This window comes from Nocardiopsis chromatogenes YIM 90109 (genome assembly GCF_000341185.1).
Lineage (GTDB): Bacteria > Actinomycetota > Actinomycetes > Streptosporangiales > Streptosporangiaceae > Nocardiopsis_A > Nocardiopsis_A chromatogenes.
Genome location: NZ_ANBH01000032.1, coordinates 17605 through 42264 on the forward strand (window position 1 = coordinate 17605; position 24660 = coordinate 42264).

Below are 24660 nucleotides of genomic sequence, written 5' to 3' on the forward strand. Positions count from 1 at the left end.
GCCGCCGAATCGTGACCCATACCCCCCGGTCGGTCGACCCGGGCACCGGGCGGTATGGGGTAGGGGTCCCGTGGTCGTGTCGTCCGACCTGTCGGCGGCGGGCGGGTGCGCGGCGCCCGGCCCCGGCCGTGCCGCCCGGCCGCGTGCGCGGACGGTGTGGGGGCGGGGCGGGGGCGGGTATTGACACCCCGGGGCCCCGGTGGTCCACTGACGGCGTATGGCCTGCCAACCAAGCACTCGCTCGGCGCGACGTTTCCACCCCCTCACGGAAGGCCGAACGCCACGATGCCGAACACCGCGATGACGGCGCGCGCCGCCGCGATCATGGAGCAGCCCGGATCCTGGCAGATCGTCGACGTCGAACCGGGCGAGCCGCGCGTCGGCGAGGTCCTGGTGCGCTTCAAGGCCGCGGGGCTGTGCCACTCCGACGCCCACGCCGCCTCCGGGGCGATGCCCGTATCGCAACTGCCGCTGATCGGCGGGCACGAGGGGTCCGGGGTGGTGGAGCGGGTCGGCCCCGGGGTGGACCGGCTGGCCCCGGGCGACCGGGTGGCCGCCCAGTTCGTGCCGAGCTGCGGGCGGTGCCCCAACTGCCGGCGCGGCCGGATGAACATGTGCGACCTGGCGGTCTTCGGCCTGGCGGGCTCCATGCCCGACGGCACCTACCGGGCCCGGATCGACGGGCGGGAGGCCGGGCAGATGACGATGCTCGGCACCTTCGCCGAGCGGGCCGTGGTCTCGCAGTACTCGCTGGTGCCCATCCCCGACGACGTCTCCTTCGAGGCGGCCGCGCTGGTGAGCTGCGGCGTCCTCACGGGCTGGGGCTCGGCGGTCAACGCCGCCGGGGTGAGCGCCGGGGACACGGTCATCGTCATGGGAACCGGCGGCGTGGGCATGAACGCCCTGCAGGGGGCGGCCGCGCGCGGCGCCGCGCACGTGATCGCCGTCGACCCGGTCCCGTTCAAGCAGGAGGCGGCGCGCGAGTTCGGCGCCACGGCCGCCTTCGGCACCGTGGCCGAGGCCGCCGACCACGCGCGGCTGGCCACCGGCGGGCAGGGGGCCGATTCGGCCATCGTGTGCGTGGGGAACCTGAAGCCCGGCCACGTGGCCGAGGCGGTGGCCGCGATCGGGCGCGGGTCGACGGTCGTCGTCACCGGGATCGGCGACGCCTCCGAGGTGGGGCTGCCGATCAGCCTCTGGGAGCTGGCGATGACCGAGAAGCGCATCCAGGGCACGCTGTACGGGACCCACACCCCGGGCGACGGCATCCCGCGCCTGCTGGAGATGTACAAGGCGGGGCGGCTGAAGCTCGACGAGCTGATCACCCGCCGGTACAAGCTCGACGAGATCGGCGCGGCCTATGAGGACCTGCACGCGGGCCGGATCATCCGCGGCGTGGTCCTTCACGGCGACGAGGCCGGGGCGGGCTAGATCATTGAATGGGAGTGTGTGCCCCGGTCATTGGCCGAAGACCACCGGCGACCGCTTGGCCGGGGCGCCGATCGGCCGGTCGTGCCCGTTCGCGGCGTAGGGCGCGCGGCCTTTCCGGCACACCCCGGCCACGGGCGCCCCTCGGCATGTCCGCAGCCGATGCAGGGGTTCCCATCAACGATCCAGGGGCGTGGTGTGGATCACGGCCCACTGCGCGGCCCGGGTGCGGCCCTCGACGCGTTCTCAGCGTTCTCGTCGGTCGACAGTCCGCTGACCGGCTTTTCCCCGGCCGCATCGCCGCCGGTGCCTTCTCGGGCCATGATTCACGCATCATCCCCTGGGGCGTGGTGCGCGGGCACGCCATGCGGCGTCCGGGCCGGTGTCGACGCCTTCGGAGGGCGTGCGCCGTAATGCCGGGGCCGCAAGTAAGTGCACGCTAACAACGGCGGAAACGGTCGCGGGAACGGCCGATATCGGAGCGCCGGATCGGGGGTGGGGCCTCTTCTGGGGAAGAGTCCCCACTCCGGGGCCGGGGTGTCCGCGTCCGTGCCGACGTGCGGCGGGATGATCATGGAGGGGCGGCCCGCCGCCCGCATTCCGGGCCCGGAGGCCGCAATTTCGGACATCCGCCTGTGCGCTGGGACGCCATGAGACGGAAGGGCGCCCGGGGTCCATTGAAATTGGACGATCTGCCGCTCGTTGTGCTTTCTTGATGTCACGGTGACCGGTCGGTGTCCTGTGATCCAGCACACTCGTTGAAATTCCGGGCACGGATCGTGAATCGGATGAAAAGCACGTTTCGGTGGTCGTCGGGAGCGAACCTCGCCGGTGGCGCACGGGATCCCCACCCCCTTGATCGCCCGCGGTCGCGGGGGAGCTCCCCGCGGCTCCGGTCCCCCGCGCGTCCGGCGGCCTCCGACGCACCGGTGCGCTCGGCGCGCGCCGCTCCGCGCAGGGTAGGAGGCCCACTTTGTGGTTGTTCCTGGTCAGACGACTAGTGAACTATCTGGTCCTGATCGTCGTGGCCACGACCTGCGCCTACCTGCTGGCGGCCTCCGCGCTGAGCCCCCGCGTCAACTACGAGAACCAGAGCCCGCGCCCCACCGAGGCCGCCGTCGACGCACGCCTGGACGAGCTCAACCTCAACGACAAGACCCCGCTGGCCGAGCGGTGGATGGTCTGGGCCGGCGACGTCGTCACCGGTGACTTCGGCAAGACCGTCACCGGCGGCTCGGTCAACGACCAGATGGAGATCCGCGTCCTGGTCTCGCTGCGCCTGATCGTCGCGGGCACCGTCCTGGGCGCCACCGCGGGCGTGGCCATCGGCGCCTACGCGGCGGTCAAGCAGTACGGGTGGTTCGACCAGTTGTCGACCGGCGCGGCCTTCACCGTCCTCGCCGTGCCCGCCGTGGTCGTGGCCATCTCCCTGCAGGTGCTCGCGATCTGGCTGAACGACGCCGCCGGAGAGCAGCTCCTGGTGTTCAACGGGGAGGCCACCCCCAGTCTGGACGCCGGGTTTTTCGGCACCCTCTGGGACCGGGCCAAGCACATGTTCCTGCCGACGGTGGCCCTGGCGCTCGGCCAGTTCGCCGTGTTCAGCCGCTACCAGCGCAACATGATGCTCGACGTCCTGGGGTCGGACTTCGTGCGCACCGCCCGCGCCAAGGGGCTGACCCGGCGCGCGGCCCTGCTCAAGCACGCCCTGCGCACCGCGCTGATCCCCACGGTCACCTACTTCACCTTCACCTTCGGCGTGATGATGGCCGGGACCACCTTCACCGAGAAGGTCTACAACTGGAAGGGCATGGGGTCCTGGCTGATCGACTCCATCGTCACCAACGACGTGCACGCCGTCGTCGCGGTCTCCTGCTTCATGGCGGTGTGCGTGATGGCGGCGGCGTTCCTGTCGGACCTGCTCTACGCCTGGCTCGACCCGAGGGTGAGGGTGGGCTGATGGCCGGGCAGAACAGCGCACCGACCGGGCGCACCGCGCCCCCGACCCCCGCCCAGGAGCCCATCCGATGAGCATGTCCGCAGAGCTCGCCCCGGACGCGCCCGTCGAGGGACCGTCGCCGGCCCGCACCCCGGGCCGCTGGTCCTCCGTATTGCGCCAGATGCTTCAGACGCGCCGCGTCGTGTTCGGCGTCGTGACCATCGTGCTGATGGTCGTCATGGCCTGGGTGGGCCCGCTGCTGAGCCCGTGGGACTTCGGCGAGCGCGACTACGCCGCCTTCCTGCAGCCGCCCTCGCCCGACCACTGGTGGGGGACCGACAACACCGGCCGCGACGTCTTCGTCAGCACCATGGTCGGCCTGCAGAAGTCGGTCATCATCGGCCTGCTGGTGGCGGTGCTGTCCACCATGGTGGCCGCCGTCGTGGGCGCCTTCGCCGGGTACTTCCTCGGCGTCACCGACCGGGTCCTGATGTGGATCACCGACCTGCTGCTGGTGCTCCCGAGCTTCTTGATCCTGGCGATCCTCTACCCGGTCCTGCGCGACCAGGGCTGGGTGGTGTTCGTCGCGCTGCTGGCGGCGTTCCTGTGGATGGTCACCGCCAAGATGGTGCGCGGCATGACCATCTCCCTCAAGGAGCGCGAGTACGTGCTGGCCGCCCGGTACATGGGTGTGCCCGCCTGGAAGATCATCTTCCGGCACATCATCCCGAACATGTCCTCGCTGCTGATCGTGGACGCCACGATCAACGTCAGCTCGGCCATCATCGTCGAGACCAGCCTCTCCTACTTCGGTTTCGGTGTGCAGCCGCCCGACGTCTCACTCGGCTCCCTCATCTCCGACGGGGCCGGCCAGGCCGTCACCCATCCGTGGACCTTCGTGTTCAGCACGGGCCTGCTCGTGCTGCTGGTCCTGGCCGTCAACCTGATCGGGGACGGGCTGCGCGACGCCCTCGACCCGCAGTCGAAGCGCCGGGCCTAGGGGGAGAAGGAGACATGACCGAGACCATCACCGCGAACGGCACCGGCGGCCCGGAGGCCGCCGAGACCGACGTGCCGGTCCTGGAGATCGAGGACCTGCACGTCACCTTCCCCGGACGGGGCAGGGAACCCGACGTCAGGGCGGTGCGCGGCGTCGGCTACAGCGTGCGGCGCGGCGAGATCCTGGGGATCGTCGGCGAGTCCGGTTCGGGCAAGTCGGTGTCCTCCATGGCCGCCATGGGGCTCCTGCCCGACAACGCGCGCGTCAGCGGCTCCATCCGGCTCCACGGCGAGGAGCTGCTCGGCCTGGACGACAAGGCCATGTCCGCCAAGCGCGGCAACCGGATCGCCATGGTGTTCCAGGACCCCCTGTCCGGGCTCACCCCCGTGTACACCGTCGGCGACCAGATCATCGAGGCGGTCCGGGTCCACAACCCCAAGATGACCAAGGAGCGGGCCGCCGAGCGCGCGGTGGAACTGCTCGACCTCGTGGGCATCCCCAACCCCGCCCAGCGCGCCAAGGCGTTCCCGCACGAGTTCTCCGGCGGCATGCGCCAGCGCGTCATGATCGCCATCGCGATCGCCAACGACCCCGACGTCATCATCTGCGACGAGCCCACCACCGCGCTCGACGTCACCATCCAGGCCCAGATCCTGGAGGTGCTCAAGGCCGCACAGCGCGAGACCGGCGCCGCCATCGTCATGATCACCCACGACCTGGGCGTGGTCGCCGGGCTCGTGGACCGCATGCTGGTCATGTACGCCGGGCGGCCGGTCGAGGTCGGCGCCGTCGACGACGTCTACTACCGCACCCGCATGCCCTACACCATGGGCCTGCTCGGATCGGTGCCCCGGCTGGACACCGATGAGCACGCCCCGCTGGTCCCCATCGAGGGCAACCCGCCCTCGCTGAGCGACCTGCCGCCCGGGTGCCCGTTCTCTCCGCGCTGTCCCATCGCCACCGACGAGTGCCGCGCCGAGGAGCCGGAGCTGCTGGAGGTCGGCGGGGGCGGGCACACCGCCGCGTGCATCCGCGCCCCCGAGATCGAGCGCGAGGGGTGGACCGCCGCCGACGTCTACCCCGTGCCCGACTTCGGCGAGGCCGCCGGGGTCCGCACCCGCCGCGCCGACCGGGAGACCGTGCTGCAGGTCGACGGGCTGGTCAAGCACCACCCGCTGATGAAGGGCGCGGTGTTCAAGCGCCGCGTGGGCACCGTCTACGCCGTCGACGGGGTCAGCTTCGACATCGCCGAGGGCGAGACGCTGGGCCTGGTCGGCGAGTCCGGCTGCGGCAAGTCCAGCACGCTCATGGAGATCCTCAGCCTGGAGCGCCCGCAGGGCGGGACGGTCGACCTGCTGGGGCGGCGCTCGGGCACGATGAGCGCGCGCGAGCGCTTCGCCGTCCGCCGCGACGTGCAGGTCGTCTTCCAGGACCCGATGAGCTCCCTGGACCCGCGCATGCTCGTCTTCGACGTCGTGGCCGAGCCGCTGCGCACGCACAACCACCCCAAGGACCGGCTGCGCGCGCGGGTGAACGAGCTGCTCGACCTGGTCGGGCTGGACCCGGCGCACGCCGGGCGCTACCCCCAGGAGTTCTCCGGCGGGCAGCGCCAGCGCATCGGCATCGCCCGCGCCCTCGCGCTGGAGCCGCGCCTGCTGGTGCTGGACGAGCCGGTCTCGGCGCTCGACGTGTCCATCCAGGCCGGGGTCATCAACCTGCTCGAAGAGCTGAAGGTGCGGCTCGGCCTGTCCTACCTGTTCGTGGCGCACGACCTGTCGGTGGTGCGGCACATCGCCGACCGGGTCGCCGTGATGTACCTGGGGCGGATCGTGGAGATCGGCGAGGTCGGGCGGATCTTCGGCAACCCGGCCCACCCCTACACCCAGGCGCTGCTGTCCGCGATCCCGGTCCCGGACCCGGAGAAGGAGCGCGCCCGGTCGCACATCGTGCTGGAGGGCGACCTGCCGAGCCCGGCCGATCCCCCGTCGGGCTGCCGGTTCCGCCCCCGCTGCCCCAAGTTCGCCGGGCTCACCGGGGCCGAGCGCACCCCCTGCCTCGAAATCTCCCCGGACCTGGAGCCCACCGGCGAGGACGACCACGCCGCCGCCTGCCACTACGCGCAGGGGCGCAGCGTCCTGTGATCCCCCGCATCCCCCGCTCCGGCCGCGGCCGGCAATCCAAGGAGGAATGAGCAGTTATGCGTACGAGACGGACAGCGGCCTACGCCGCTCCGGTCCTGGCGCTGGCGCTGGCCGCCACCGCGTGCGGCGGCGGAGGCGATGACGGCGGCGGCGGAGACGCCCCGTCCCTTGAGGACATCGCGGCCTCCGACCTCAACCCGCAGCCGCGCGAGGAGCTCGAAGAGGGCGGCATCTTCATCTGGGGCAGCTCCCAGGCCATCGAGCAGTTCATGAGCCACCACACCGACGGCAACCTGGCGGCGGCGCTCGACATCCTCAAGGCGGTCATGCCCAGCGCCTTCCGCTACACCGACAAGGGCGAGGCCGAGCCCAACCCCGCCTACGTCGAGGACTTCCAGCAGAACGACGAGGGCACGGAGATGACCTTCGTGCTCAACAAGGACGCCGAGTGGTCCAACGGCGAGCCGATCACCTGGGAGGACTACGAGCAGCAGTGGAAGACGCTGTCCGGGCAGGAGGACGGCGACTTCGGCGCCCCGGGTGAGGTGTACGCCTACCAGAGCGTCGAGGACATCGAGGAGGGGGCGGACGAGTACGAGTTCACCGTCACCTTCTCCGAGCCGTTCGCCGAGTACGGCATGCTCTTCGAGCAGCTCTACCCGAAGGAGGTGATGGAGGACGCCGACAAGTTCAACGAGGACTACATGAACGACATCCCCATCACCGCCGGGCCGTTCGACTTCAAGGAGATCGACAAGAAGTCCGACACGGTCATCCTTGAGCGCAACGACGACTGGTGGGGCGAGAAGGCGCTGCTGGACGAGATCCACTTCCAGCCGGGCGACCCCGAGGGCCAGGCGCAGGCCTTCGCCAACGGTGAGATCGACGCCTTCTACGTCGGCTACACCGCCTCGACCTACGAGACGGCGTCCTCCCGCGAGGACGGCCACGTCACCCAGGCCATCGACAACGGCTACCGGTACATCGAGATGAACGCCGACAGCCCGATGCTGTCCGACGTCGACGTGCGCCACGCCGTCATGCTCGGCATCGACCGGAGCGCGCTGGCCCAGCTCTCCCTGGAGGGCATCAACTGGCCCAGCGACCCCACCGCCAACCGCCTGCTGCGCTCCTCCGACCCCGCCTTCCAGGACAACTCCGGCGACCTGGGCGAGCAGGACCAGGACCGGGCCCGGGAGCTCCTGGACGGGGCGGGCTGGACCCTCGACGGCGACGCCGAGGTGCGCACCAACGAGGACGGCGAAGAGCTGGAGATGCGCTACTTCTGCCCGGCCGGCGTGAAGGCGTGCGAGTCCGAGGCCGAGGTCACCAAGGAGATGCTGGGCGAGGTCGGCATCAAGGTCACCACCGACTCGATCCCGACCGAGGCGTTCTTCAACGACCACATCTACACCGGCGACTTCGAGCTGGCCTCCTTCGTCCAGGTCGGCACCACCCCCTACGTCGGGGAGAGCTTCGAGAACTTCACCGGCCCGTTCGACGAGGACGGCGAGGACTGGGGCAACAACAACGCCCGGACCTCCACCGACGAGATCAACGAGAAGTTCGACGAGCTCCGCCAGACGGTCGACCCGGAGGAGTACGGCAAGCTGGCCAACGAGATCGACGCGCTGCTGTGGGAGAACGGCCAGGGCATCCCGTTCTTCCAGCGCACCGGCACCTACGCGGTGGCCGACGGGCTGGCCAACGTCGGCGGCCCCGGCCTGCAGTCCAACTGGCACTACGAGGACATCGGCTGGACCGAGCTGCCCCAGCGGTAGCCCCCGGGCCGGGCGCACGGCCCCCGGCCCGAGGCGCCCGCCGTGACACAGCGGTGCGGCCCCGCCCCGAGACCGTCTCGGGGCGGGGCCGCACCGTTTCGCGCTCCCCGGCCCCCCGGGGTGCGCTCACGCCCCTTCGCGCAGAATCTGCTCCAGCTCGGCCTCGTCGATGATGGTGATGGCCTGGCCCTTGGCGCGGTACTCCTCGGCCTTGCGGCGCTTGCTGGTGGCCTGGGCGTGGTCGCCCACCACCAGCACGGTGACCTTCTTGGTGACGTTCTTGGCGATGGCGCCGCCGACGGCGGCGATCTCGCCCCACAGCTCGATCTTGTCGCGCCGGGTGTCGCTCAGGCAGACCACCGCGCCGTACAGCGGGCCGTCGGGGTCGGCGTCCAGGTCGGGGGCGGGCGGCTCGGCCCTGCTGTGCTCGCTCCACCGCGCGAAGCGGCCGTCGGGCCGCTGGGGCCGGTCGCGCCTGCGGCACCACAGCGGACGCTGCCCCGGGGACATGCGGCCCGGCAGGACGTTCTCCGCCGAGTACAGCTCCTGGAGGGTGCGGGCGCCCCGCTCGCGCATGAGCGCCAGCACGATCTCCGCGCTGCCCTCGGCGTCGGACAGCGGGTTGTGGTGGTCCAGCGGGAAGCCGATCCGCTCGCACAGCGTGGGCAGCTTGTGGTTGCGGCTGTCCGGCCACACGGCGTCGGCCAGCACGTAGGAGCAGCAGAAGCGCAGCTCCGGAACGTCGACCGAGGTGTAGGCGCAGGCGCGGTCGATGACGTCCATCTCCATGCGGGCCCAGTGCGCCACCACGGGGTCCTCCCCGGCGAAGGCGGTGATGCGCTTGAGCGCCTCGGGCCACTCGGGGGCGTCGCGCACGTCCTCGGCGGTGACGCCGCCGTTGTAGGGCGCCAGGGCGGGGTCGAACCAGTCGGCGGGCGCGGGCGGCCGGACGTACTCCAGGTGGCGCTCGGCGACGCGGCCGCCGCGGACGCGGACCATGCCGACGCGGCACACGCTGCCGTTGTCCTCGTTGGCCGTCTCGAAGTCCAGCGCGACCCAGGTATCGGCCGGGTCGATTCCGGGGGACCCGCCCTCCGTGGGACCGAGCCCCTCCAAGGGGAGCGGTTCGGGGATCCCGTCAACCATCTGCGCACCTCCACAGCCGCACACCCGACGAAGCCGCGCGGCCCTCGCCTGCGGCGGCCACGGGGCCCGCGGCACCCACGGATCGTCCCGCACACCGGTGACGTCTCGGGCCGGGGCGGGGGACCCTTCCGAGGCGACGATATGCGGTGCCGACGATATGCGCTCGGGGACCGGGAAAACGCCGCCGCGGCGGGGTCCGGCCCCGATTGCGGATCAGGCCACACCGGCCCGTCGGACCGCGGCCGCCCGGCGGTCAGGCCACGGCGGGGTAGGCGGTGGCGGTCCCGTCCTCGGCGAACCGCAGCCCCACCACGCCGTCGGTCAGGTCCGGCGCCGTCCCGGGGTCCAGCTCCAGGTCGTTCTGGAAGTCCAGGCTGTATATCCCGGGGGAGCCGCCGTTCAGGCCCTTGTCGGTGTAGACGACCCCGTGCCACACGCCCCGGATGCCGGTCGGCACCCCGCCGCCGAAGCCGGGGTCGTTCCACAGGCGGTCCCCGCCCTCGGCGGTGTAGACGTCCACCTCGGGGGAGGTGCGGCCGCCGTTCCAGCACACCAGCATCGACTGCGCGTCGTAGCGGCACACCTGGTCGCTCAGGCGCTCGGTCCAGTAGGCGACCTCGCCCGCCGCGGCGTCGACCACCGCCCACTCGGGGGCGGGCTCCGCGCCCGTCTCCGGGGGCGCCTCGCGGCCCACGAGGAGCCGGGAGCCGCCCATGGGGGAGATCCGCAGGGGGCGGCTCCCGGCGCCGCCCTGGCCGTCCTCCGCCTCCCACAGGCTCCACCGGCGGGCGCCGTCGGCCGAGCCCGCGGCCGCGAGCACCCCCGCGGCCCCCGGGCCCTCCGCGTCCTCCTCCGCCCCGGCCGCCGACCAGCCGACGACGGTGCCCTCGGCGAGCGCCCCGGGGCGCATGCCGGGGTCGGTCCACAGCAGGCCGCCGTCGCCGGGGGAGAAGGCGACGGCCGTGCCGTAGGAGACCACGACGGCGTCGTCGTCGGCGCCCACCGCGAACACGTCCGCGGGGTCGGGCGGGGGGCCCGCGGGGATGTGCTCGGCCCGCCACAGCGGCTCGCCGTTGCGGGCGGCGGCCACCNGGCGTCGGCCACCAGGACCTCCAGACGCTCCTGCGGCACGGCGCTGCCGCGGCCGGGGTTGCGCGTCTCGAAGGCGCCCACGACCACGGCACGGCCGCCGATCTCGGCGAGCACGGCGCTGTCGGCCCGGGTGTCCACGACCGGCTGGCGGGTGGGCACCGACCACAGCTCGCGGCCGCCCTGGGCGTCCACGGCGTGCAGGCCGTCCTCGTCGCCGTAGTAGACGGTGCCGCCGTCCATGGCGGGGCGCAGCGCACGCCCCTCGGCGCGCGAGCCGGCGCCGAGGTCGATCTCGACGCCCCCGCCGGTGTCGAACTCCGTGGGCGGGTCGAACACCCGGTCCTCGGCCCCCTGCTGCTCGGCGGTCCCACCGGGGCCGTCCGCCGCGGGGCCGGTGCAGGCGGGGGCGGCGAGGACGGCGACGGCGGCCAACAGGGGAGCGAACCGGCGGATCGGCCGGTGCGAGGGCTCTCCGGTCTGCACGGGACACCTTCGGACGGAGGGAACGGGGCGGCGCCGGCGGTTCCGGCGGCGACGCGGGGGCAGGGGTCCCTCACTCTAGAGAACTCCGCGCGATCCGTCGCGAATCGGGTGTGCGGAGTCGGGGAGGGCCCACGGCCCTCCTGCCGCCGGGCCCTGTACCGGCCCTGTACCGGCCCTGTGCCGGGCCCATTCCGGCCGCATCCGTCCGGGCCGCGTCCGTCCCCCGCGGGACGCACACCCCGCCGACCGCCCCCGGATGGGCGGGGTGTGCCTCGGGCCCATCGGCCCCGGCGCCGCCCGGAAGGCGCGTGGGGCCCTGCACCGGCCGCTCAGACGCCGACGGCCTCCGACGCGCGCCAGCGCTCGATGGCCTGCGTGCGGTTGCGCACGTGCAGCTTGGCGTAGATGTGGTTGATGTGGTTCTTGACGGTCTTCTCCGACACCACCAGGTGGTCGGCGATCATCGCGTTCGACATGCCGCCCGCCACCAGGCGCAGCACCTGGGCCTCGCGCCCGGTCAGTCCGCTGTCGGCGCGCAGCGCCGCGGCCGCCGCCGGGCCGCGCACGCCGGTGATCGCGTCCACCTCGTCCTGCCCGGCCCCGGAGCGGGCCACCGCCCGCACCGCCTCGGCCAGCTCGGGCGGGGTGAACGATCCGTAGACCAGGGAGGCGGTGGCGCCCTGGGCCAGCGCCTCGCGGACGGCCTCCCCGTCGCCGGGGAATGCGAGCAGGACCACCGGCGCCACCGCCGAGAGGTCCTTGACCGCCCCGGAGGCGCCGAGCGCGGGGATGCGGGCGCCGACCAGCGCGGCGTCGGGGCCGGTCTCCTCCGCGATCTTGACGGCCTCGGCGCCGCTCGCCGTCTCCACGACGGTGAGGCCGGACCCGCGTTGAAGGGTGCCGGCGAGTCCGGCGCGCAAGACGAGATCGTCGTCGGCGATGAGGACGGTGAGGGGAGACGAGTGGGTCATGGGGGCTCCTGGATCGTCGCTCGGGTGCAGCGTCGCTACTCTCCGCAGTCGGGCCGGACGGCGGAGTCCCAGGGTTCGGGACCCGACCGTCCGCGCGGGCGACGTTTGTGGGGTTGTGGGGGGTCTGTCGCGGGGGTTGCCGGTGTTGCGGTACTTGTGCCCCGGATTGTCCGGAGGTATGCCGCGCCGCCGTATGACCGGAAGTGGCCGCGTCCGCGTGTCGCTCACACCGGCGCGGGCCTCTCGGAGCCGCGCGCGGCCGCCGCCAGGGCCCTGCCGAAGACGGCGAGGACCACCAGCGCGGCCCCGCCAGCGACGAACATGGGCAGGTGGAGGTCGACGCGGGCGAGCAGCCCGCCCCCGACGGCGAAGAGCGGGCTCAGCCCGCGCGTCAGGGTGCGGCGGACGCTCACCACGCGCCCCAGCACGTGGTTGGGGGTGATGCTCTGCAGGACGGTCACCGCCTGGATGTTCACGACGGTGATGGCGAAGCTGACGGCGGCCAGCGCCAGGGCCCCGGTGAGGAATCCGGTCGCCAGCGCGAGCGAGCCCAGCGCCAGGGCGAGCAGCGCGTGGCCCCCCACCAGCAGGACGGACCGGCTCAGGCGCGCGGCGGCCGTCTCGACCGCCACCGCGGCGGCCAGCGCTCCGACCGCCGCGGCGCTGAGGAAGACGCCGTAGAAGCGCTCCGGCACGTGGAGGGCGTCGACGGCGTAGATGACGAGCACCGCGTTGAACACGGCGGCAGCGGCGGCGGCGACCACGGCCGACAGCAGGAGCGTCCGCTGGTCCGGGGTGCGCCGGATGAACGCGAGCGCGGCGGCCGTCTCCCGGAACAGGCCCGCAGGCGCCCCTGGAGCCGGGTCGGGGCCGTCCGGTGGCCGCGCGCCCGTGTCCCGGGGGCGGGGGGCCTGAGCGGCCCGCGGGACCGCCCGGGGCGCCCCCTCCCTCCGCCGCCGGGGGACGACGGCCAGCAGGACGAGGGCGCTCGCCAGGTACATGCCCGAGTTCAGGGCCAACGGCAGCGCCGCGGCCACGGCGAAGAGCAGTCCGGCCGCGGGGCTGCCCAGGAAGTCCTCGGCCACGCTCCGCCCGGCTTCGAGCCGACCGTTGGCGCGGTCCAGCGCGGGGCGGTCGACGAGCTGCGGCAGGGCCGCCTTGCCTGCGGTGTCGTACAGCGTCTCGCAGGTCACCAGCAGGAACATCGCCGTATAGAGCAGCAGGATGTTCGCGTACCCGAAGAGCGTGAGCAGGAACAGCGCCAGGCCGATGGCGGCGCGGACGGCGTTGGCCGCCGCCATGGCCGCCGCCATGGAGCGCAGCCGCGGCAGCCGGTCGGCGAGGGCGCCCGCCGGAAGGCCGAACAGCAGCCACGGCAGGTACCAGACCGCCGTCAGCCCCGATATGAGCAGCGGGTCGTCGGTGAGGGCGACCGCCAGCAGGGGGAGCGCGGTGAGCAGCACGCCGTCGGCCAGGTTGCTCGCCGAGTAGCCTGCCCAGAACGTGAGGAAGGGCGCCCCCAGGGAGGGGCGCCCGCCTGCTCTCGTGCGGTCGCGGGACGGCCCGGTCATGGTCCTCTTCTCAGGGTTCTGCGGCGGGGCGGCGGCGGGGCGGCGGCGTGGTGGCGGAGACGGGTAGGGCGTTTTTCCTGGGCGGCCCTACCGCGCGGCGCCCGGGCACGCCCCTCGCTGCGTTCTCATCGGTCGACAGCCTCCTGACGGGTTCTCCTCCCCGGCCTTGCGATGGACATGACGCCGCCAGTGCCTTTCTCCGGCCATGACCCGCGCAACACCCCCTATACCGCGCTATACCGCGTTGTAGGGGACCGGCCAGTGGAGCATCCTCGGCGGCAGCGCCACCGTGTACGCGCCCGACGCCAGCAGCAGCCCCTCGTCGAGGAGGGCGTCCACAGCCTCCCGCGGCGCCCCCTCGACCGCCTCGGGCCGGACCGGGGCCAGGGCGCCGGTGAAGGCGCGCACGTGCTCGGGGCGGTCCAGGGTGAAGGCGGCGACCGCGTCCGGATCGCGCGCATCCTTGACGAGCAGGAAGGAGGGGCCCACCCGGTAGTAGAACGAGCCGTACCGGTGCGCCGCCCGCCACCGCTCGCCCTGCGGACAGGCGTCCTCCGGCGGCGCCTCCGGTACCGGCGGCGGAAGGTGGTGCAAGGGGGCGGTGTCGAAGCCCTCGCGCACCCGCGCCCGCCAGGTGACGGCCACCCGGTGGGCCTGGCACTCGCGGAGGAGCCGGACGACGTGCGCCGTCAGGAGCGGGTCGGCCCCCAGCTCCACCGGCCGGAGGAGTTCGACCGACCCGTCCTCGTGCAGCCGGTGGTCCGGCACCGGCGCCAGGGCCGCCGCGATCGCGGGCCCGGCCGCGTCCCGGCGGGTCATACGGGCTCCGCCGCGAGCGCGCCGTCGGCGGCCCCGACGCGGACCGGCCCGCCCTCGGTCGCCAGGGCCACGTAGGTGTCCCCGTCCTTGAAGACCAGGCCCCTGGCGTACAGGTCGGCCGCCCAGTCCCCGAGCCGGTCGCCGGGGATCGGCCTCCCCCGCGCGTGCAGTTCCGCGCCGAGGGCCTTGAGCGTGCGCCCCTGGTCGAGCAGGCGGTAGGCGAGGGCCTGCCAGCCGTCCAGCCGGTGGTCGCGGGCGGGCCAGCCGCAGCGGCGGTCGCGCAGCACCAGCTCCTCGGGCGCCTCGGCGGCGATCTCCAGCCGGGAGACCGGGTGGGCCGCCTGCCAGTACCGCACCGCCTCGTGCAGCCACTCCTCGACCGGCCCGGCGATGCCCCGCTCGGGCGTGTCGAACAGGTAGACCAGGTCCTCCAGCTCGCTCTCGGGCAGGTCGTAGACGTGCCCGTAGACCACTGACGGGGACCGCCGGTCCATGCCCAGCTCCGGCCGCTCGAAGTAGGGGCTGAAGCGCTCCAGGGCGATGCGCGAGGCCCCGCCCGGCGGCTGCAGGTGGACCAGCGCCGAGACCTGGCCGAGCACGTCGAGGTAGTCGGCGTCGGACTCGCCGGGAAAGCCGTACAGGTAGTTCCAGCTGACCGTGAGCCCGTGCGTCTGCGAGTCGCGCAGGAGGCGCACGTTGCGGCCCCCGCTCACGCCCTTGTCCATGATCTGCAGCGCCCGGGAGCCGAGGCTCTCGATCCCGGGCTGGATGTGCAGCACCCCGGCGTCGGCGAGCAGCTCCACCTGGCTCTTCTTGAGGTTGGACTTGACCTCGTAGTGCACCCGCAGGTCCCAGCCGCTCTCGGCGAACCGGGGGAGGAGCCGCTTGAAGTACTCCATGTCGATGATGTTGTCCACCATGATGATGTCGAGGATCCGGTGGCGCTCCACGAGGCCCGCCACCTCCTCCCAGACCTGGTCGGGGGACTTGCTGCGGAACTCCATGTAGGAGCCGTTCAGCCCGCAGAAGGTGCACTGGTGCTTCTCGCCCCACCAGCAGCCCCGCGCGCTCTCCAGGACGAGCTTCGGCTCGACGTAGGGGCGCACGGCGGAGGTGTCCAGGGCCCGCCGCCACTGGTCGAAGTCGGGGGCGGGGATGCTCCGCGGCGGGACGACGGCCTCCGCCTGCGGGTTGGCGACCGCCCGCGGCCCGTCGCGCCAGCACACGCCGTTCACCTCGGCGGGGTCGGTCCCGCGGTCGATGTGGTCCAAGAGCGCGGGGAAGGCGAGTTCGCCCTCGCCCCGGACGACGAAGTCGACGAAGCCGTGGTTGCGGTGCAGCGCCTCGCCCATCGGGCCGTCGCAGTTGGCGCCGCCCATCACGGTCAGGACCCCGGGGCGGGCCTCCTTGATCCGCCGGGCCACGGCCAGGCTCGGCACGTTCTGCATGAAGGTCGTGGTGAAGCCGACGACGTCGGGCGCGGCCGCCAGGATCCGCTCCGTGCAGGACGCGACGAACGCGTCCGCGTGCGCGCGCATGGCCAGCACGTGCCCGATGCCGATGCCCTGCTCGGCGGCGTAGGCCTCCAGCCTGTCCCGGCGCCAGTCCGGGTCGCCGTACAGCGCCCCGGAGAAGACCCAGTCGCCCAGGCCGTGCGGGAGCCCCTCCTCGGCGACGTCGGTGTAGGCGAAGGGCGTGATCCCGCCCCCGCTGCGTTCCAGCAGGAACTCCGCCCAGGCCAGGCCCTCGTGGAACTCGGTGACCCCGTCCTGCGGCCGGGTGTCGCGCACGCGGCCGTGCAGGATGCCCAGGGCCAGCGAGGGCACGTCGAGCAGCTGCCAGGGCATCGATACCAGCGCGATGCGCATGGTCCTCCCCTTCCCGGCCGGGGCGGCGCGTCGGCGCCGCCCCGGCCGGTTCTCTTCTGTGCCGCCGTGACCGCGCGGGTCAGTGTGCGGCGCTTCGGATCATGGGCGTCGCGGCGCTCCGGATCATCGGCGTCGCGGCGCTCCGGATCATGGGCGCGGCAGCGCTCCGGATCATGGGCGTCGCAGCGTTCCGGATCATCGGCGTCGCGGCGCTCCGGATCATGGGCTCCGAGCTCTGCGGTGCCGCGGACTTGAGGACGACCTTGTCGACCGGCATGGGTTCACCTCCCTTCGCCAGGTGGCCCGACTCCGGCGCGTCGGCGCCGGGGCGGGGTGGGACCGGGGGTTCTGTGCATCACCGGGCGGACTCGGCCGCCGGGATGCGCAGGCTCCGCTCCGCCGCGCCCGACCGGACGCGGGCGACGACCACGGGGCCGTGGGCGTCACCGGAGGGTTCGAGGGTCCGCTCGCGGCGCCACCCCGCGAACCGGTACTCGCCGCCGCCGACGGGCACCAGGCGGAAGCGCGGCTCGCCGTCGACGAACAGCGCGGCGTGCCCGTCGTGCTCGCCGATCTCGGCGTCCAGCGGGGACTCCTGCCCGAGGAAGCGCTCGTCGTCCTCCTCGAACGAGGTGAACGCGGCGGGCAGGGGGAACCGGATGCGGCCGTGGGGGAGCGGGTCCTGCCGGACGGGGGCCTCGGGCTCGAAGACGGTGCTCCGGAGCACCGGGGCGGTGCGGAACTCCTCCGGAAAGAGCTCCATCAGGCGCTCGGTGACCAGGCAGTCGATGACGAGGTGGATCCGCGTACTCGTCCCGCGGTTCTGCACCTGGTGCAGGCGGGTGAAGTCGGCGTACCAGAGGCTCCCCGGCTGCCACGTGTAGGTGTCGGCGCCGAAGGACAGCGTGGCCTCGGGCAGGGTGACGACGGGCGCGTGCAGCCGCACCATGCCCCAGGGGAGCCCGAGCTTGGTGTCGCAGTGCCGCGGGCTCTGGGCGCCGGGCCCCAGGGCCATGAGCCGGACACAGCCCTTGGGGGCCGGGATCGCGTCGACGATCTCGCCCAGGTAGGGCACGTGCTTGAACCAGTGCGTGTCGGCGAAGTCCTCCAGCGACGGCCCGCCCGGGTCCGTCCGGTCGGCGTCGCCCCCGATGCTGCGCAGGGGCAGCGTCTTCCAGTCGAGGTCGGTCACGTAGCTCCCGACGCCCTCCCCGGAGAGGATGCGCGGCTGCGTCCACGAGGCCGACTCCTGGAGGTTCTGCAGCTCGGTGACCAGCCTGTGCGGATCGAACGCGCGGTCGAGGCGGGCCACCTGGGGAAGGTCGCGCAGGACCGGCGCCTGCGGCCAGTCGTCCACGGTGCTCATGTGCTCCTCCGGTCGTCTGTGTCGGGGCCCGGCGCCGGCTCCAGGCGCAGGGGGATGCGGTCGAGCCCGCGAAGGGTGGCGGTGGGGCGCCGGACCGGGTCCCCGGTCCGCACCAGGCGCGCGCCCTCGGTCAGCCGGCCCAGGACGGCGGTGCCCAGCCGCAGCGCCATGTGGGAGCCGAGGCAGGCGTGGGGGCCGCGCCCGAACCCGAGGTGGCCCCGGGAGCGGCGGCCGGGGCGCAGCCGGTCCGGTTCGGGGAAGGCCCGCTCGTCGTGGTTGGCCGAACCGAGCACGACCACGGCCTCCGCGCCCCGCCGCAGGCGGCGGCCGCCCAGCGTGACGTCCCGCACCACCCCGCGGCTCTCGGCCTGGACCGGGCCGTCGTAGCGGATGAGCTCGTGGAGCAGGCCCGGGGTGATCCTGCGCGCGGCGCGAGGGCCGTCCGGGTCGGCGGTCAGCGCGGCGACGGCGTTGCCGAGCATGCTGCTGACCGAGGAGTACCCGGCGACCAGGATGGACCGCAGCGAGTTCACGAGCTGGCGGGAGTGCAGGTCGCCCGGGTCGGAGCCGACCCGGGCCAGCGGGCCGCGCGCGGTCCCGTCGGCCAGGGCGCGCTCGATCAGGGCGCTCAGGCGGCCCCGCGCCCGCACCCCGGCCTCCGCGCGCTCGGGGGCGAGCCCGGCGTCCATGCTCAGCATCAGGTCGCGCTGGGCGGACCGGAAGCCGGTGTCCTCGGCCGCCAGGGGGATGCCCAGCAGGGTGCACATGCTCGCGGCGGCGAGGGGCTCGGCGAAGTCGCCGGCGAAGTCGAACTCGGCGCCGGAGGCCTTCTGCGCGAGCTCGTCGGCGATGCGCAGGCTCTCCTCCAGCCACGCCCCCAGGTCGAACCCGCGGACCGCGTCGGTGACCGCGCCGCGCAGCGCGTGGTGGTCGGCGCCGTCGACGGTCTGCAGGCTGAGCAGCTCCGGGGGCACGTCCTCGCCGATCCGCCGCAGGTCGGAGACGAACACCTCCGCGTCGTCCAGGACGCGTTCGCAGTCGGAGTAGCGGGTGATGATCCAGGCATTGAGGCCCTCGTGCCAATGGACCGGGTCGGTGTCGCGCAGGGCCGCGTAAACCGGGTAGGGGTCATTGAGCATGGAGGGGCCCAATGGTGAGAATATCTCCATCGCGATTGCACGGCCTCCGCTTCTCTACGGCGTTCGACCCGTTTCTTCCATCCTGGAATGCGGTGTGTTCCGGCTTCGTTCAGACGAAGAAGACGGGACCGATTCCGCAGCGTTTCACCTTGCGCGTGAACTCTCCGGCGGGTGCGTTCTTCCTGACCGCTCCGGTGGGGACGCGGCCGCCCGCGGAGAAATACCCGTAGTCGACGTAGGTCTCCTCGCGGGCGAGGCCGGACCCGTGCACCGCGGCCACCGGGTGCGGGGAGCTCCGGGCGAGTTCCTGGACGATCCAGCATTCCGAGGACTTCTCGGCCTCGTCGAGGGCGGACCGCCATTCCTCCTCCGGCGTCTCGCAACCGAGGAGGACGCCCCGCCCGCAGAATCCGGCGCCGGGCTTGAGCACCAGGGCGTCCTGTTCGCGCACGCACCACCGGAGCAGGTCGACCGTCTCCCCGCGGAAGGACGTGGGCCCGTCCCGGACGATGCGCGTCCAGGGGACGAACCCGTCCAGGGCCGCGGTGAGGGCGGCGGGCAGCCGTCCGGCGTGCAGCTCCTCCGACAGCGGGGCCAGGACGGTCTTGTTGCCCGCGATCTGGTCGCCCAGGTCGTCGACGAGCACGACCCGCCCGTCCCGCCAGGCCTCCAGCAGCGGCGCGAGCTTCGGCAGGTGGCCGACCGGGTCGGGCTCCTCGGCGCAGATCCGGTAGACCAGCGAGCAGCGCTCCCCGCGGCAGGCCACCCCGCTCCCGCCGACGTCGAGCTCCTCGGTCGCGCAGACGTCGGCCCGCAGGCCGTGCCGCCGCAGCTCACCGGCGAAGACGTCGCAGTGGTAGAAGTCGGGGTCGCTGAGCTCGAAGCGGATCCCGGAGGGGTGCTCGACCGTCTGCTCGCCGAACTCGCTGACCACGATCAGGCCGTCCTCGGGCTCCCCGGCGGCGCGCAGGCGGGAGCGCAGGTAGGCGGCCATGGCCGCCATCGTGCTGGGGCGGCGCGCCCCCATGCGCTCCAGCTCCGCGCCGATGACCGGGGCGGACTCGAAGAGCCGGCCGAGGATGTCGGCGTCGGGCATCACGCCGCAGGAGGACCCGGCGTTCGGCTCGACCACGGTGAACCGGTCGCCGTTGAGCACCACGTCCGGCCGGGAGACGGTCAGCCAGTGCGGGCGCCGGTCGCCGTGCAGGTAGCGGCGGGTGGGGGCCTCCAGGCCGAGTTCGTCGGCGAGTGTGTCCCAGGAGGCGCCCATGCGCCGGTCGAAGACCAGGTCCATGGCGCGGCGGAAGGCGCGGTGGGCCCTGCCGAAGGCGTCGAGCGCCTCGCGCGGGAGCAGGGCCGGGGGGACGGGCAGGTGCTCGCCGATGGAGTAGAGCCGGGCCTGGCGGATCCCCGCCATGCCGGGCCCCAGCGGGTCGAAGTGCCCGGCGACCTCCCCGGAGCGCTCGGCGACGAATTCGGCGAACCGGAGGTTCAGATCGTACGTGCGCGATTCAAGGGTATCCAATTCCACTCTCTTCAGTGCCCGGAAACGGGCGGGCGTCGAAAGGGCCCGGCCAGACCGTCCGCACCCTTGGCCGCAGGTGCGGCCAAGGGTCTGAGTACGATCAGTGGATGTAGCGCATGATGGAATCCCTTTCTTTTCCGGAATGCGGGCGAGCACATCGTAAGCAAGCCTAAATCGCACTGTCAAGGGCGCCTAAATGATCTTCAAAAGGCGTGGTGGCGCCGGGGGTCCGTGCGGACTCCGCGCGGAGGCGATCTTGCGGTGAAAGTATGCGCGGCCGTTCCGTAATGCGCATTACGGCAGGGGGGGGGCCCGGCCCCGCGTGGCNCGGCGCCCATAAAAAACCCGTCCCGTCCAGACGGTTAATTGAAATCGACGGTGTCCGGAAGCGGACGCGCATTCCGAAGGTGTGGAAATTGACGGTTCGGCGCCGAAAAGCGTCCCGCCTCCCGCGGGGCCGGTGACCTCGTGGATACGCTCCGTCATCCCCCGTGGTCGCTGCGTACGGGCCCGGAGCGCCCGGCGGGCGCGGAGGCGGGGCGCCGAGAGGCCCGCCTCCCCGGCCGATCCGGGGGGGCGGGCCTCAGGCGCGCAGAGGAGGGCTCAGGTGCACTGGCTGTAGTCCGTCGTGAAGTAGGCGCCCTGGGCCGTCGAGTAGCACAGCCCCACCGGCCCGGGCTGCGCCCCGGCGACCTCCGGGGTCTGGAAGACGAGCAGCCCCGTCTCCGGGGCGCCGGGGAACACCAGGGTGTTCTCGTTGGGCTCCTGCTCCATCGGGTAGTCGAGCTGCGGTGTATAGGTGAACGCCTGGGAGGGGTCGATCCGCTCGCCGTCGGCGATGACGTAGAAGTTCGACTGGTCGAACGAGGGCACCTGCTCGCGGACGCCCATCGACTGGCCGTTCACCGTGATCTGCACACCGTCCGGGCCGGACACCACGTTGTAGACGTTGGCGTGCAGGGTGGCGACGCCGTCAGCGGAGAACACCCCGATGGTGCCGTCGGCCGAACCGACCGCCGCGCCGGCGCCCACCCCCTGGTCGGTGGCCTGGTCGACGGCCTCGGGCGGCGGCCCGGAAGGCGCGTCGCCGTCCTCCCGGCCCCCGGTGTCGCCGTCCTCCCGGCCCCCGGTGTCGCCGTCCTCACCGCCGCCCCCGCCGTCGGAGTCCTCGGCGCCGCCGCTGTCGGCGCCGTCGGCGCCCACGCTCCCGTCCCCGCCTCCGTCGTCACCGGCCTGGCCGCTCTGCCCGCCCTGATCACCGGTGACGCCCCCGGCCAGGGCCTCCAAGGCGGACGGGGCGGCCACGGCCGCGGTGCCCGCCAAGGTGAGCACGGCGACGGCGGCGGCACCGACCGCCAGGCCGCGCCGCAGGCGCCTCAAACTCCGGGCGGGGGCCGGGACCGGGGTCGCCATCCCGGTCCAGACCTCGGTGAGCATCGCCTTGACGCCCGCCAAGGCCGTGGCCGGCCTGCTCCCGGACCACTGCTCGACGAGCACGGGCACCAGCTCCACCGCGTCCGGCCGCTCCCGGGGGGCCTTGGCCAGTGCGGCCCGGACCAGCGGCAGGAGCGGGCCCGGCACCCCCTCGATGTCGGGCTCGTCCTCCATCACGCGCTCCGCGAGGGTGTCCACGGGCCCGGCGCCGAACGGCTCGCGCCCCGTGGCCGCGAAGGCCATCAGGGAGCCCCAGGAGAACACGTCGGACCGGCCGGTGAGCTCACCGCCCGCACAGGCCTCCGGGCTCATCCATCCGGCGGTGCCCGCGGCGCCGCCGCTCCGGGCGAGGGCGGTCTGGTCGACGGCGCGCGCGATGCCGAAGTCGACCAGCTTCGGGGCGTGCGGGCCGAGGATGATGTTGCCGGGCTTGAGGTCCTGGTGCACGACACCCTGGGCGTGGATGCGCGTGAGGGCGTCCGCCAGGCCGACACCCAGGGCGGTGAGGTGGTCGCCGGTGAGGGGGCCGCGGTTCCGGACGTAGGTGCGCAGCGACGGCCCGGGAATGAACTCGGTCGCCAGCCAGGGCATGTCCGCTTCGGTATCCCCGTCGTAGTAGCACGGCAGGCACATCCCCGACGCGCGTTTGGCGAGTACGGTCTCGCGGGCGAAGCGCGCGCGGAACTCGGCGTTTCCCGCCAGTTCCTCGCGGACGGTCTTGATGGCGGCGTGGCCGGGGATGCCCGGCTGGTGCCCGGCGTAGACGGCGCCGATGCCCCCGATGCCGATACGCCCGTCCAGGGTGTACGGGCCGATCCTTCGCGGGTCCTCCCTGCGCAGTGGAGCGAAGCGCGAAGGGGTGAGGGGGGTGGTATCGCTCATGGCTCGCTTGTTCTCACGGATTTCGGTGGCCGGCATCGTGGACGGGGGTGGGGTCCCTCAGGTCCGCCGTCGACGGCCGCGTGGTCCTCGCCGGGGAAACGGTAGCCGCTCCCGCCCACAGGGCCGCTCTCCGGTCCCGAGGAGGGCCTTGTCGATTCCGTCACCTCGGGCGGAGCCGCGGCTGCGGAATGCGGGAGGGGAGGCCCCGGCCCGTTCCGGATTCCGCGGTGCGGGCTCCACCGTATCGGGGCGGGCGGCGGGCGCCCGAACCCGGAGACGGGCGGGGTGTCGCCGTGGACGGCGCCTGCGGGGCCGGTGGCGCCCGACGGCGCCGGAGGGGCGGACACCGGTCGGGGCGGCCGCGGTGCGTGGGCCCCACAGGAGGCCGAGCGTTCCTGTCCCGTCTCCACGTGCGTTCTCCGTCTCCGTGCCGCCGAGGACGCTGCCGAAGGCCCCCGGTGCGGGGAGGCCTCACAGGCGATTCGACGCCGTACCGCCCCGATCGGTTGTGACGGAATGGCCACGACGGGGGAACAGGAGGGGAACCGGCACCGGCCGCCGCGCGCGATGCCGCGCGGGCCGACGCGTCCGGCGCCCTCCGGGCCCCGTGGGTGCGGACGGGCGCCCCAGGGCCGCCGTAGCGGGTTCGCGGCTTCCGCCCCACCGCCGGGGCGGCGTGTGCGACGGTGGAAGGGCGGTGCGCACGGGCGCGCCGGTCGGCGAGTGAACAGGGAGGCCGTGTGGCGGGCCAGGTGGGGGAGAAGCCGTCGGAGACCGCGATCCGGGTCGAACTGGTGGACCGCGACGGGACGACGGTGGGCACCGAGGGGAAGCTGGACGCGCACCTGGCGCCCGGACTGCTCCACCGCGCCTTCTCCGTCTTCCTCTTCGACACCCGGGGCCGCCTGCTGCTGCAGCGGCGCGCGGGCGGCAAGTACCACTCGCCCCTCGTGTGGTCCAACACCTGCTGCGGCCACCCCCACCCCGGCGAGGCCCCGTTCCTCGCGGCGGGCCGCCCCNCTCCCGCGATGCTGGCGGAGGCCGGGACGGTCGTCTACGAGCTGCAGGACCCCGACTCCGGACTGGTCGAGCGCGAGTTCAACCACCTGTTCGTGGGCGAGGCGCCCGAAGGGCTGCGCCCCGACCCCGACGAGGTGGCCGAGACCGTGTTCGCCTCCCCGGTCGAGCTGGCCGCGCTCCGCGAGCGCTCGGTCTTCTCCGTCTGGTTCACCACCGTGCTGGAGGCATCCCTCCCCGAAATCCGCAGGCGGTTCCCCGAGGCGGGCTGGTAGCCTCCCGGACGTGAAGCACTGACCCCCCGTCCCCGGTCCCGGCGCCGTCGAGCCCGACTCCGGCGCCCGCCGCGCGTGCCCGCAGGGCCCACGGCACCACCGAGACCCCAGGAGTGCTTCCCATATGTCCGACGACGACTTCCTGACCCGCACCGCCGACCTCCTCGCCGGGCTGCCCGCGGTCGAGGCCGTGACGCTCGGGGGCTCCCGCGCCCAGGGGACCGCGGGCCCCGGCAGCGACTGGGACCTCGCGGTCTACTACCGCGGGGCCTTCGACCCCGGGCACCTGCGCGCCCTGGCCCGAGAACAGGGCTGGCCGGGCGAGGCCTCCGAGATCGGGGGCTGGGGCGGCGGCGTGTTCAACGGCGGGGCGTGGCTGACCATCGAGGGGCGCAAGACCGACGTGCACTACCGCGACCTCGACGTGGTCGAGCACGAGCTGGCCGAGGCGCACGCGGGCCGCTTCCACCACGAGCCGCTGATGTTCCACCTCGCGGGCATCCCCAGCTACCTGGTCGTGGGTGAGCTCGCCCTCAACCGCGTGCTCCGGGGGCACCTGCCGCGCCCGGAGTACCCGGAGGCGCTGAGGACGGCGGCCTTCGACCGCTGGAGCGGCACGGCGCGGCTCACCCTGCTCTACACGGAGTCCAACCACGCGCCCAAGGGCCTGCGCACCGAGGCGGCGGGGGCCGTGGCGACCGCCGCCATGCAGGCGGCGCACGCCGTCGCCGCCGCACGGGGCCGATGGGTGACCAACGAGAAGACCCTGCTGGCGGGCCACCGGCC

18 protein-coding genes are annotated in these 24660 nt (G+C 73.4%); 7 read left to right on the forward strand and 11 right to left on the reverse strand.

What is annotated here, in order from left to right:
* Positions 1 to 285: 285 nt before the first annotated feature.
* The 5 genes from D476_RS0102820 (at position 286) to D476_RS0102840 (ending at position 8286) form a co-directional block, all read left to right on the forward strand.
* Positions 286 to 1431, forward strand: a complete 1146-nt coding sequence (locus D476_RS0102820) for an NDMA-dependent alcohol dehydrogenase (RefSeq protein ID WP_017622471.1) — start codon at positions 286 to 288, stop codon at positions 1429 to 1431.
* A 970-nt stretch (positions 1432 to 2401) separates the two neighbouring features.
* Positions 2402 to 3385, forward strand: coding sequence for an ABC transporter permease (locus D476_RS0102825; protein ID WP_040725040.1), 984 nt, complete (start codon positions 2402 to 2404; stop codon positions 3383 to 3385).
* 67 nt (positions 3386 to 3452) lie between these two features.
* Positions 3453 to 4364: an ABC transporter permease gene (locus D476_RS0102830; protein WP_017622474.1), complete on the forward strand. Its 912-nt coding sequence runs from the start codon at positions 3453 to 3455 to the stop codon at positions 4362 to 4364.
* Between the two features lie 14 nt (positions 4365 to 4378).
* On the forward strand, positions 4379 to 6505 hold the full coding sequence (locus D476_RS0102835) for a dipeptide ABC transporter ATP-binding protein (protein ID WP_017622475.1): 2127 nt from the start codon (positions 4379 to 4381) through the stop codon (positions 6503 to 6505).
* Positions 6506 to 6561: 56 nt separating this feature from the next.
* Positions 6562 to 8286: an ABC transporter family substrate-binding protein gene (locus tag D476_RS0102840; protein ID WP_017622476.1), complete on the forward strand. Its 1725-nt coding sequence runs from the start codon at positions 6562 to 6564 to the stop codon at positions 8284 to 8286.
* 126 nt (positions 8287 to 8412) lie between these two features.
* Here the strand turns inward: D476_RS0102840 and D476_RS0102845 are convergent, their stop codons facing one another.
* From D476_RS0102845 to D476_RS35415, 11 genes are all read right to left on the reverse strand, one after another.
* A complete protein-coding gene (locus D476_RS0102845; protein ID WP_017622477.1) occupies positions 8413 to 9432 on the reverse strand; it encodes an exonuclease domain-containing protein in 1020 nt (339 codons plus the stop codon).
* Positions 9433 to 9685: 253 nt separating this feature from the next.
* Entirely contained in the window at positions 9686 to 10522 is an 837-nt protein-coding gene (locus D476_RS38705; protein WP_017622478.1) for a hypothetical protein, read from the reverse strand.
* Positions 10523 to 11336: 814 nt separating this feature from the next.
* Entirely contained in the window at positions 11337 to 11978 is a 642-nt protein-coding gene (locus D476_RS0102855; RefSeq protein ID WP_017622479.1) for a response regulator transcription factor, read from the reverse strand.
* A 224-nt stretch (positions 11979 to 12202) separates the two neighbouring features.
* On the reverse strand, positions 12203 to 13549 hold the full coding sequence (locus tag D476_RS31885; RefSeq protein WP_017622480.1) for an MFS transporter: 1347 nt from the start codon (positions 13547 to 13549) through the stop codon (positions 12203 to 12205).
* A gap of 234 nt (positions 13550 to 13783) precedes the next feature.
* Positions 13784 to 14368 (reverse strand): DUF5825 family protein, encoded by a 585-nt coding sequence (locus D476_RS0102865; RefSeq protein WP_017622481.1) that lies wholly within the window; start codon positions 14366 to 14368, stop codon positions 13784 to 13786.
* The gene (locus tag D476_RS0102870) at positions 14365 to 16236 is read right to left on the reverse strand and encodes a RiPP maturation radical SAM C-methyltransferase (RefSeq protein WP_017622482.1); all 1872 of its coding nucleotides are present in this window, start codon (positions 16234 to 16236) and stop codon (positions 14365 to 14367) included. The genes D476_RS0102865 and D476_RS0102870 overlap by 4 nt, the downstream gene beginning before the upstream one ends.
* A 79-nt stretch (positions 16237 to 16315) precedes the next feature.
* A complete protein-coding gene (locus D476_RS0102875; protein ID WP_017622483.1) occupies positions 16316 to 16513 on the reverse strand; it encodes a hypothetical protein in 198 nt (65 codons plus the stop codon).
* A 78-nt stretch (positions 16514 to 16591) separates the two neighbouring features.
* Positions 16592 to 17602, reverse strand: a complete 1011-nt coding sequence (locus D476_RS0102880) for an aspartyl/asparaginyl beta-hydroxylase domain-containing protein (RefSeq protein ID WP_017622484.1) — start codon at positions 17600 to 17602, stop codon at positions 16592 to 16594.
* Positions 17599 to 18741, reverse strand: coding sequence for a cytochrome P450 (locus tag D476_RS0102885; RefSeq protein WP_017622485.1), 1143 nt, complete (start codon positions 18739 to 18741; stop codon positions 17599 to 17601). The genes D476_RS0102880 and D476_RS0102885 overlap by 4 nt, the downstream gene beginning before the upstream one ends.
* Positions 18742 to 18850: 109 nt before the next feature.
* Positions 18851 to 20266, reverse strand: coding sequence for a hypothetical protein (locus D476_RS0102890; protein ID WP_017622486.1), 1416 nt, complete (start codon positions 20264 to 20266; stop codon positions 18851 to 18853).
* 603 nt (positions 20267 to 20869) lie between these two features.
* Positions 20870 to 22582, reverse strand: a complete 1713-nt coding sequence (locus D476_RS35415; protein ID WP_051061567.1) for a serine/threonine-protein kinase — start codon at positions 22580 to 22582, stop codon at positions 20870 to 20872.
* A gap of 740 nt (positions 22583 to 23322) precedes the next feature.
* Here D476_RS35415 and idi point away from each other — a divergent pair.
* A complete protein-coding gene (gene idi / locus D476_RS0102900) occupies positions 23323 to 23874 on the forward strand; it encodes an isopentenyl-diphosphate Delta-isomerase (protein WP_017622487.1) in 552 nt (183 codons plus the stop codon).
* Positions 23875 to 23998: 124 nt separating this feature from the next.
* Positions 23999 to 24660, forward strand: a 662-nt coding sequence (locus tag D476_RS0102905; protein WP_017622488.1) for a nucleotidyltransferase domain-containing protein, incomplete at its 3' end; no start/stop codon positions are given.

What these genes read in the sequence shown, in the direction of transcription:
- D476_RS0102840 (WP_017622476.1), top strand. Translation starts at nt 6,562, where the DNA reads ATGCGTACGAGACGGACAGCGGCCTACGCCGCTCCGGTCCTGGCGCTG.
- D476_RS0102845 (WP_017622477.1), bottom strand. Translation starts at nt 9,432, where the DNA reads ATGGTTGACGGGATCCCCGAACCGCTCCCCTTGGAGGGGCTCGGTCCC.
- D476_RS35415 (WP_051061567.1), bottom strand. Translation starts at nt 22,582, where the DNA reads ATGAGCGATACCACCCCCCTCACCCCTTCGCGCTTCGCTCCACTGCGC.
- D476_RS0102880 (WP_017622484.1), bottom strand. Translation starts at nt 17,602, where the DNA reads ATGAGCACCGTGGACGACTGGCCGCAGGCGCCGGTCCTGCGCGACCTT.
- D476_RS0102865 (WP_017622481.1), bottom strand. Translation starts at nt 14,368, where the DNA reads ATGACCCGCCGGGACGCGGCCGGGCCCGCGATCGCGGCGGCCCTGGCG.
- D476_RS0102870 (WP_017622482.1), bottom strand. Translation starts at nt 16,236, where the DNA reads ATGCGCATCGCGCTGGTATCGATGCCCTGGCAGCTGCTCGACGTGCCC.
- D476_RS31885 (WP_017622480.1), bottom strand. Translation starts at nt 13,549, where the DNA reads ATGACCGGGCCGTCCCGCGACCGCACGAGAGCAGGCGGGCGCCCCTCC.
- D476_RS0102830 (WP_017622474.1), top strand. Translation starts at nt 3,453, where the DNA reads ATGAGCATGTCCGCAGAGCTCGCCCCGGACGCGCCCGTCGAGGGACCG.
- D476_RS0102835 (WP_017622475.1), top strand. Translation starts at nt 4,379, where the DNA reads ATGACCGAGACCATCACCGCGAACGGCACCGGCGGCCCGGAGGCCGCC.
- D476_RS0102885 (WP_017622485.1), bottom strand. Translation starts at nt 18,741, where the DNA reads ATGCTCAATGACCCCTACCCGGTTTACGCGGCCCTGCGCGACACCGAC.
- D476_RS0102875 (WP_017622483.1), bottom strand. Translation starts at nt 16,513, where the DNA reads ATGCCGGTCGACAAGGTCGTCCTCAAGTCCGCGGCACCGCAGAGCTCG.
- D476_RS0102855 (WP_017622479.1), bottom strand. Translation starts at nt 11,978, where the DNA reads ATGACCCACTCGTCTCCCCTCACCGTCCTCATCGCCGACGACGATCTC.
- D476_RS0102820 (WP_017622471.1), top strand. Translation starts at nt 286, where the DNA reads ATGCCGAACACCGCGATGACGGCGCGCGCCGCCGCGATCATGGAGCAG.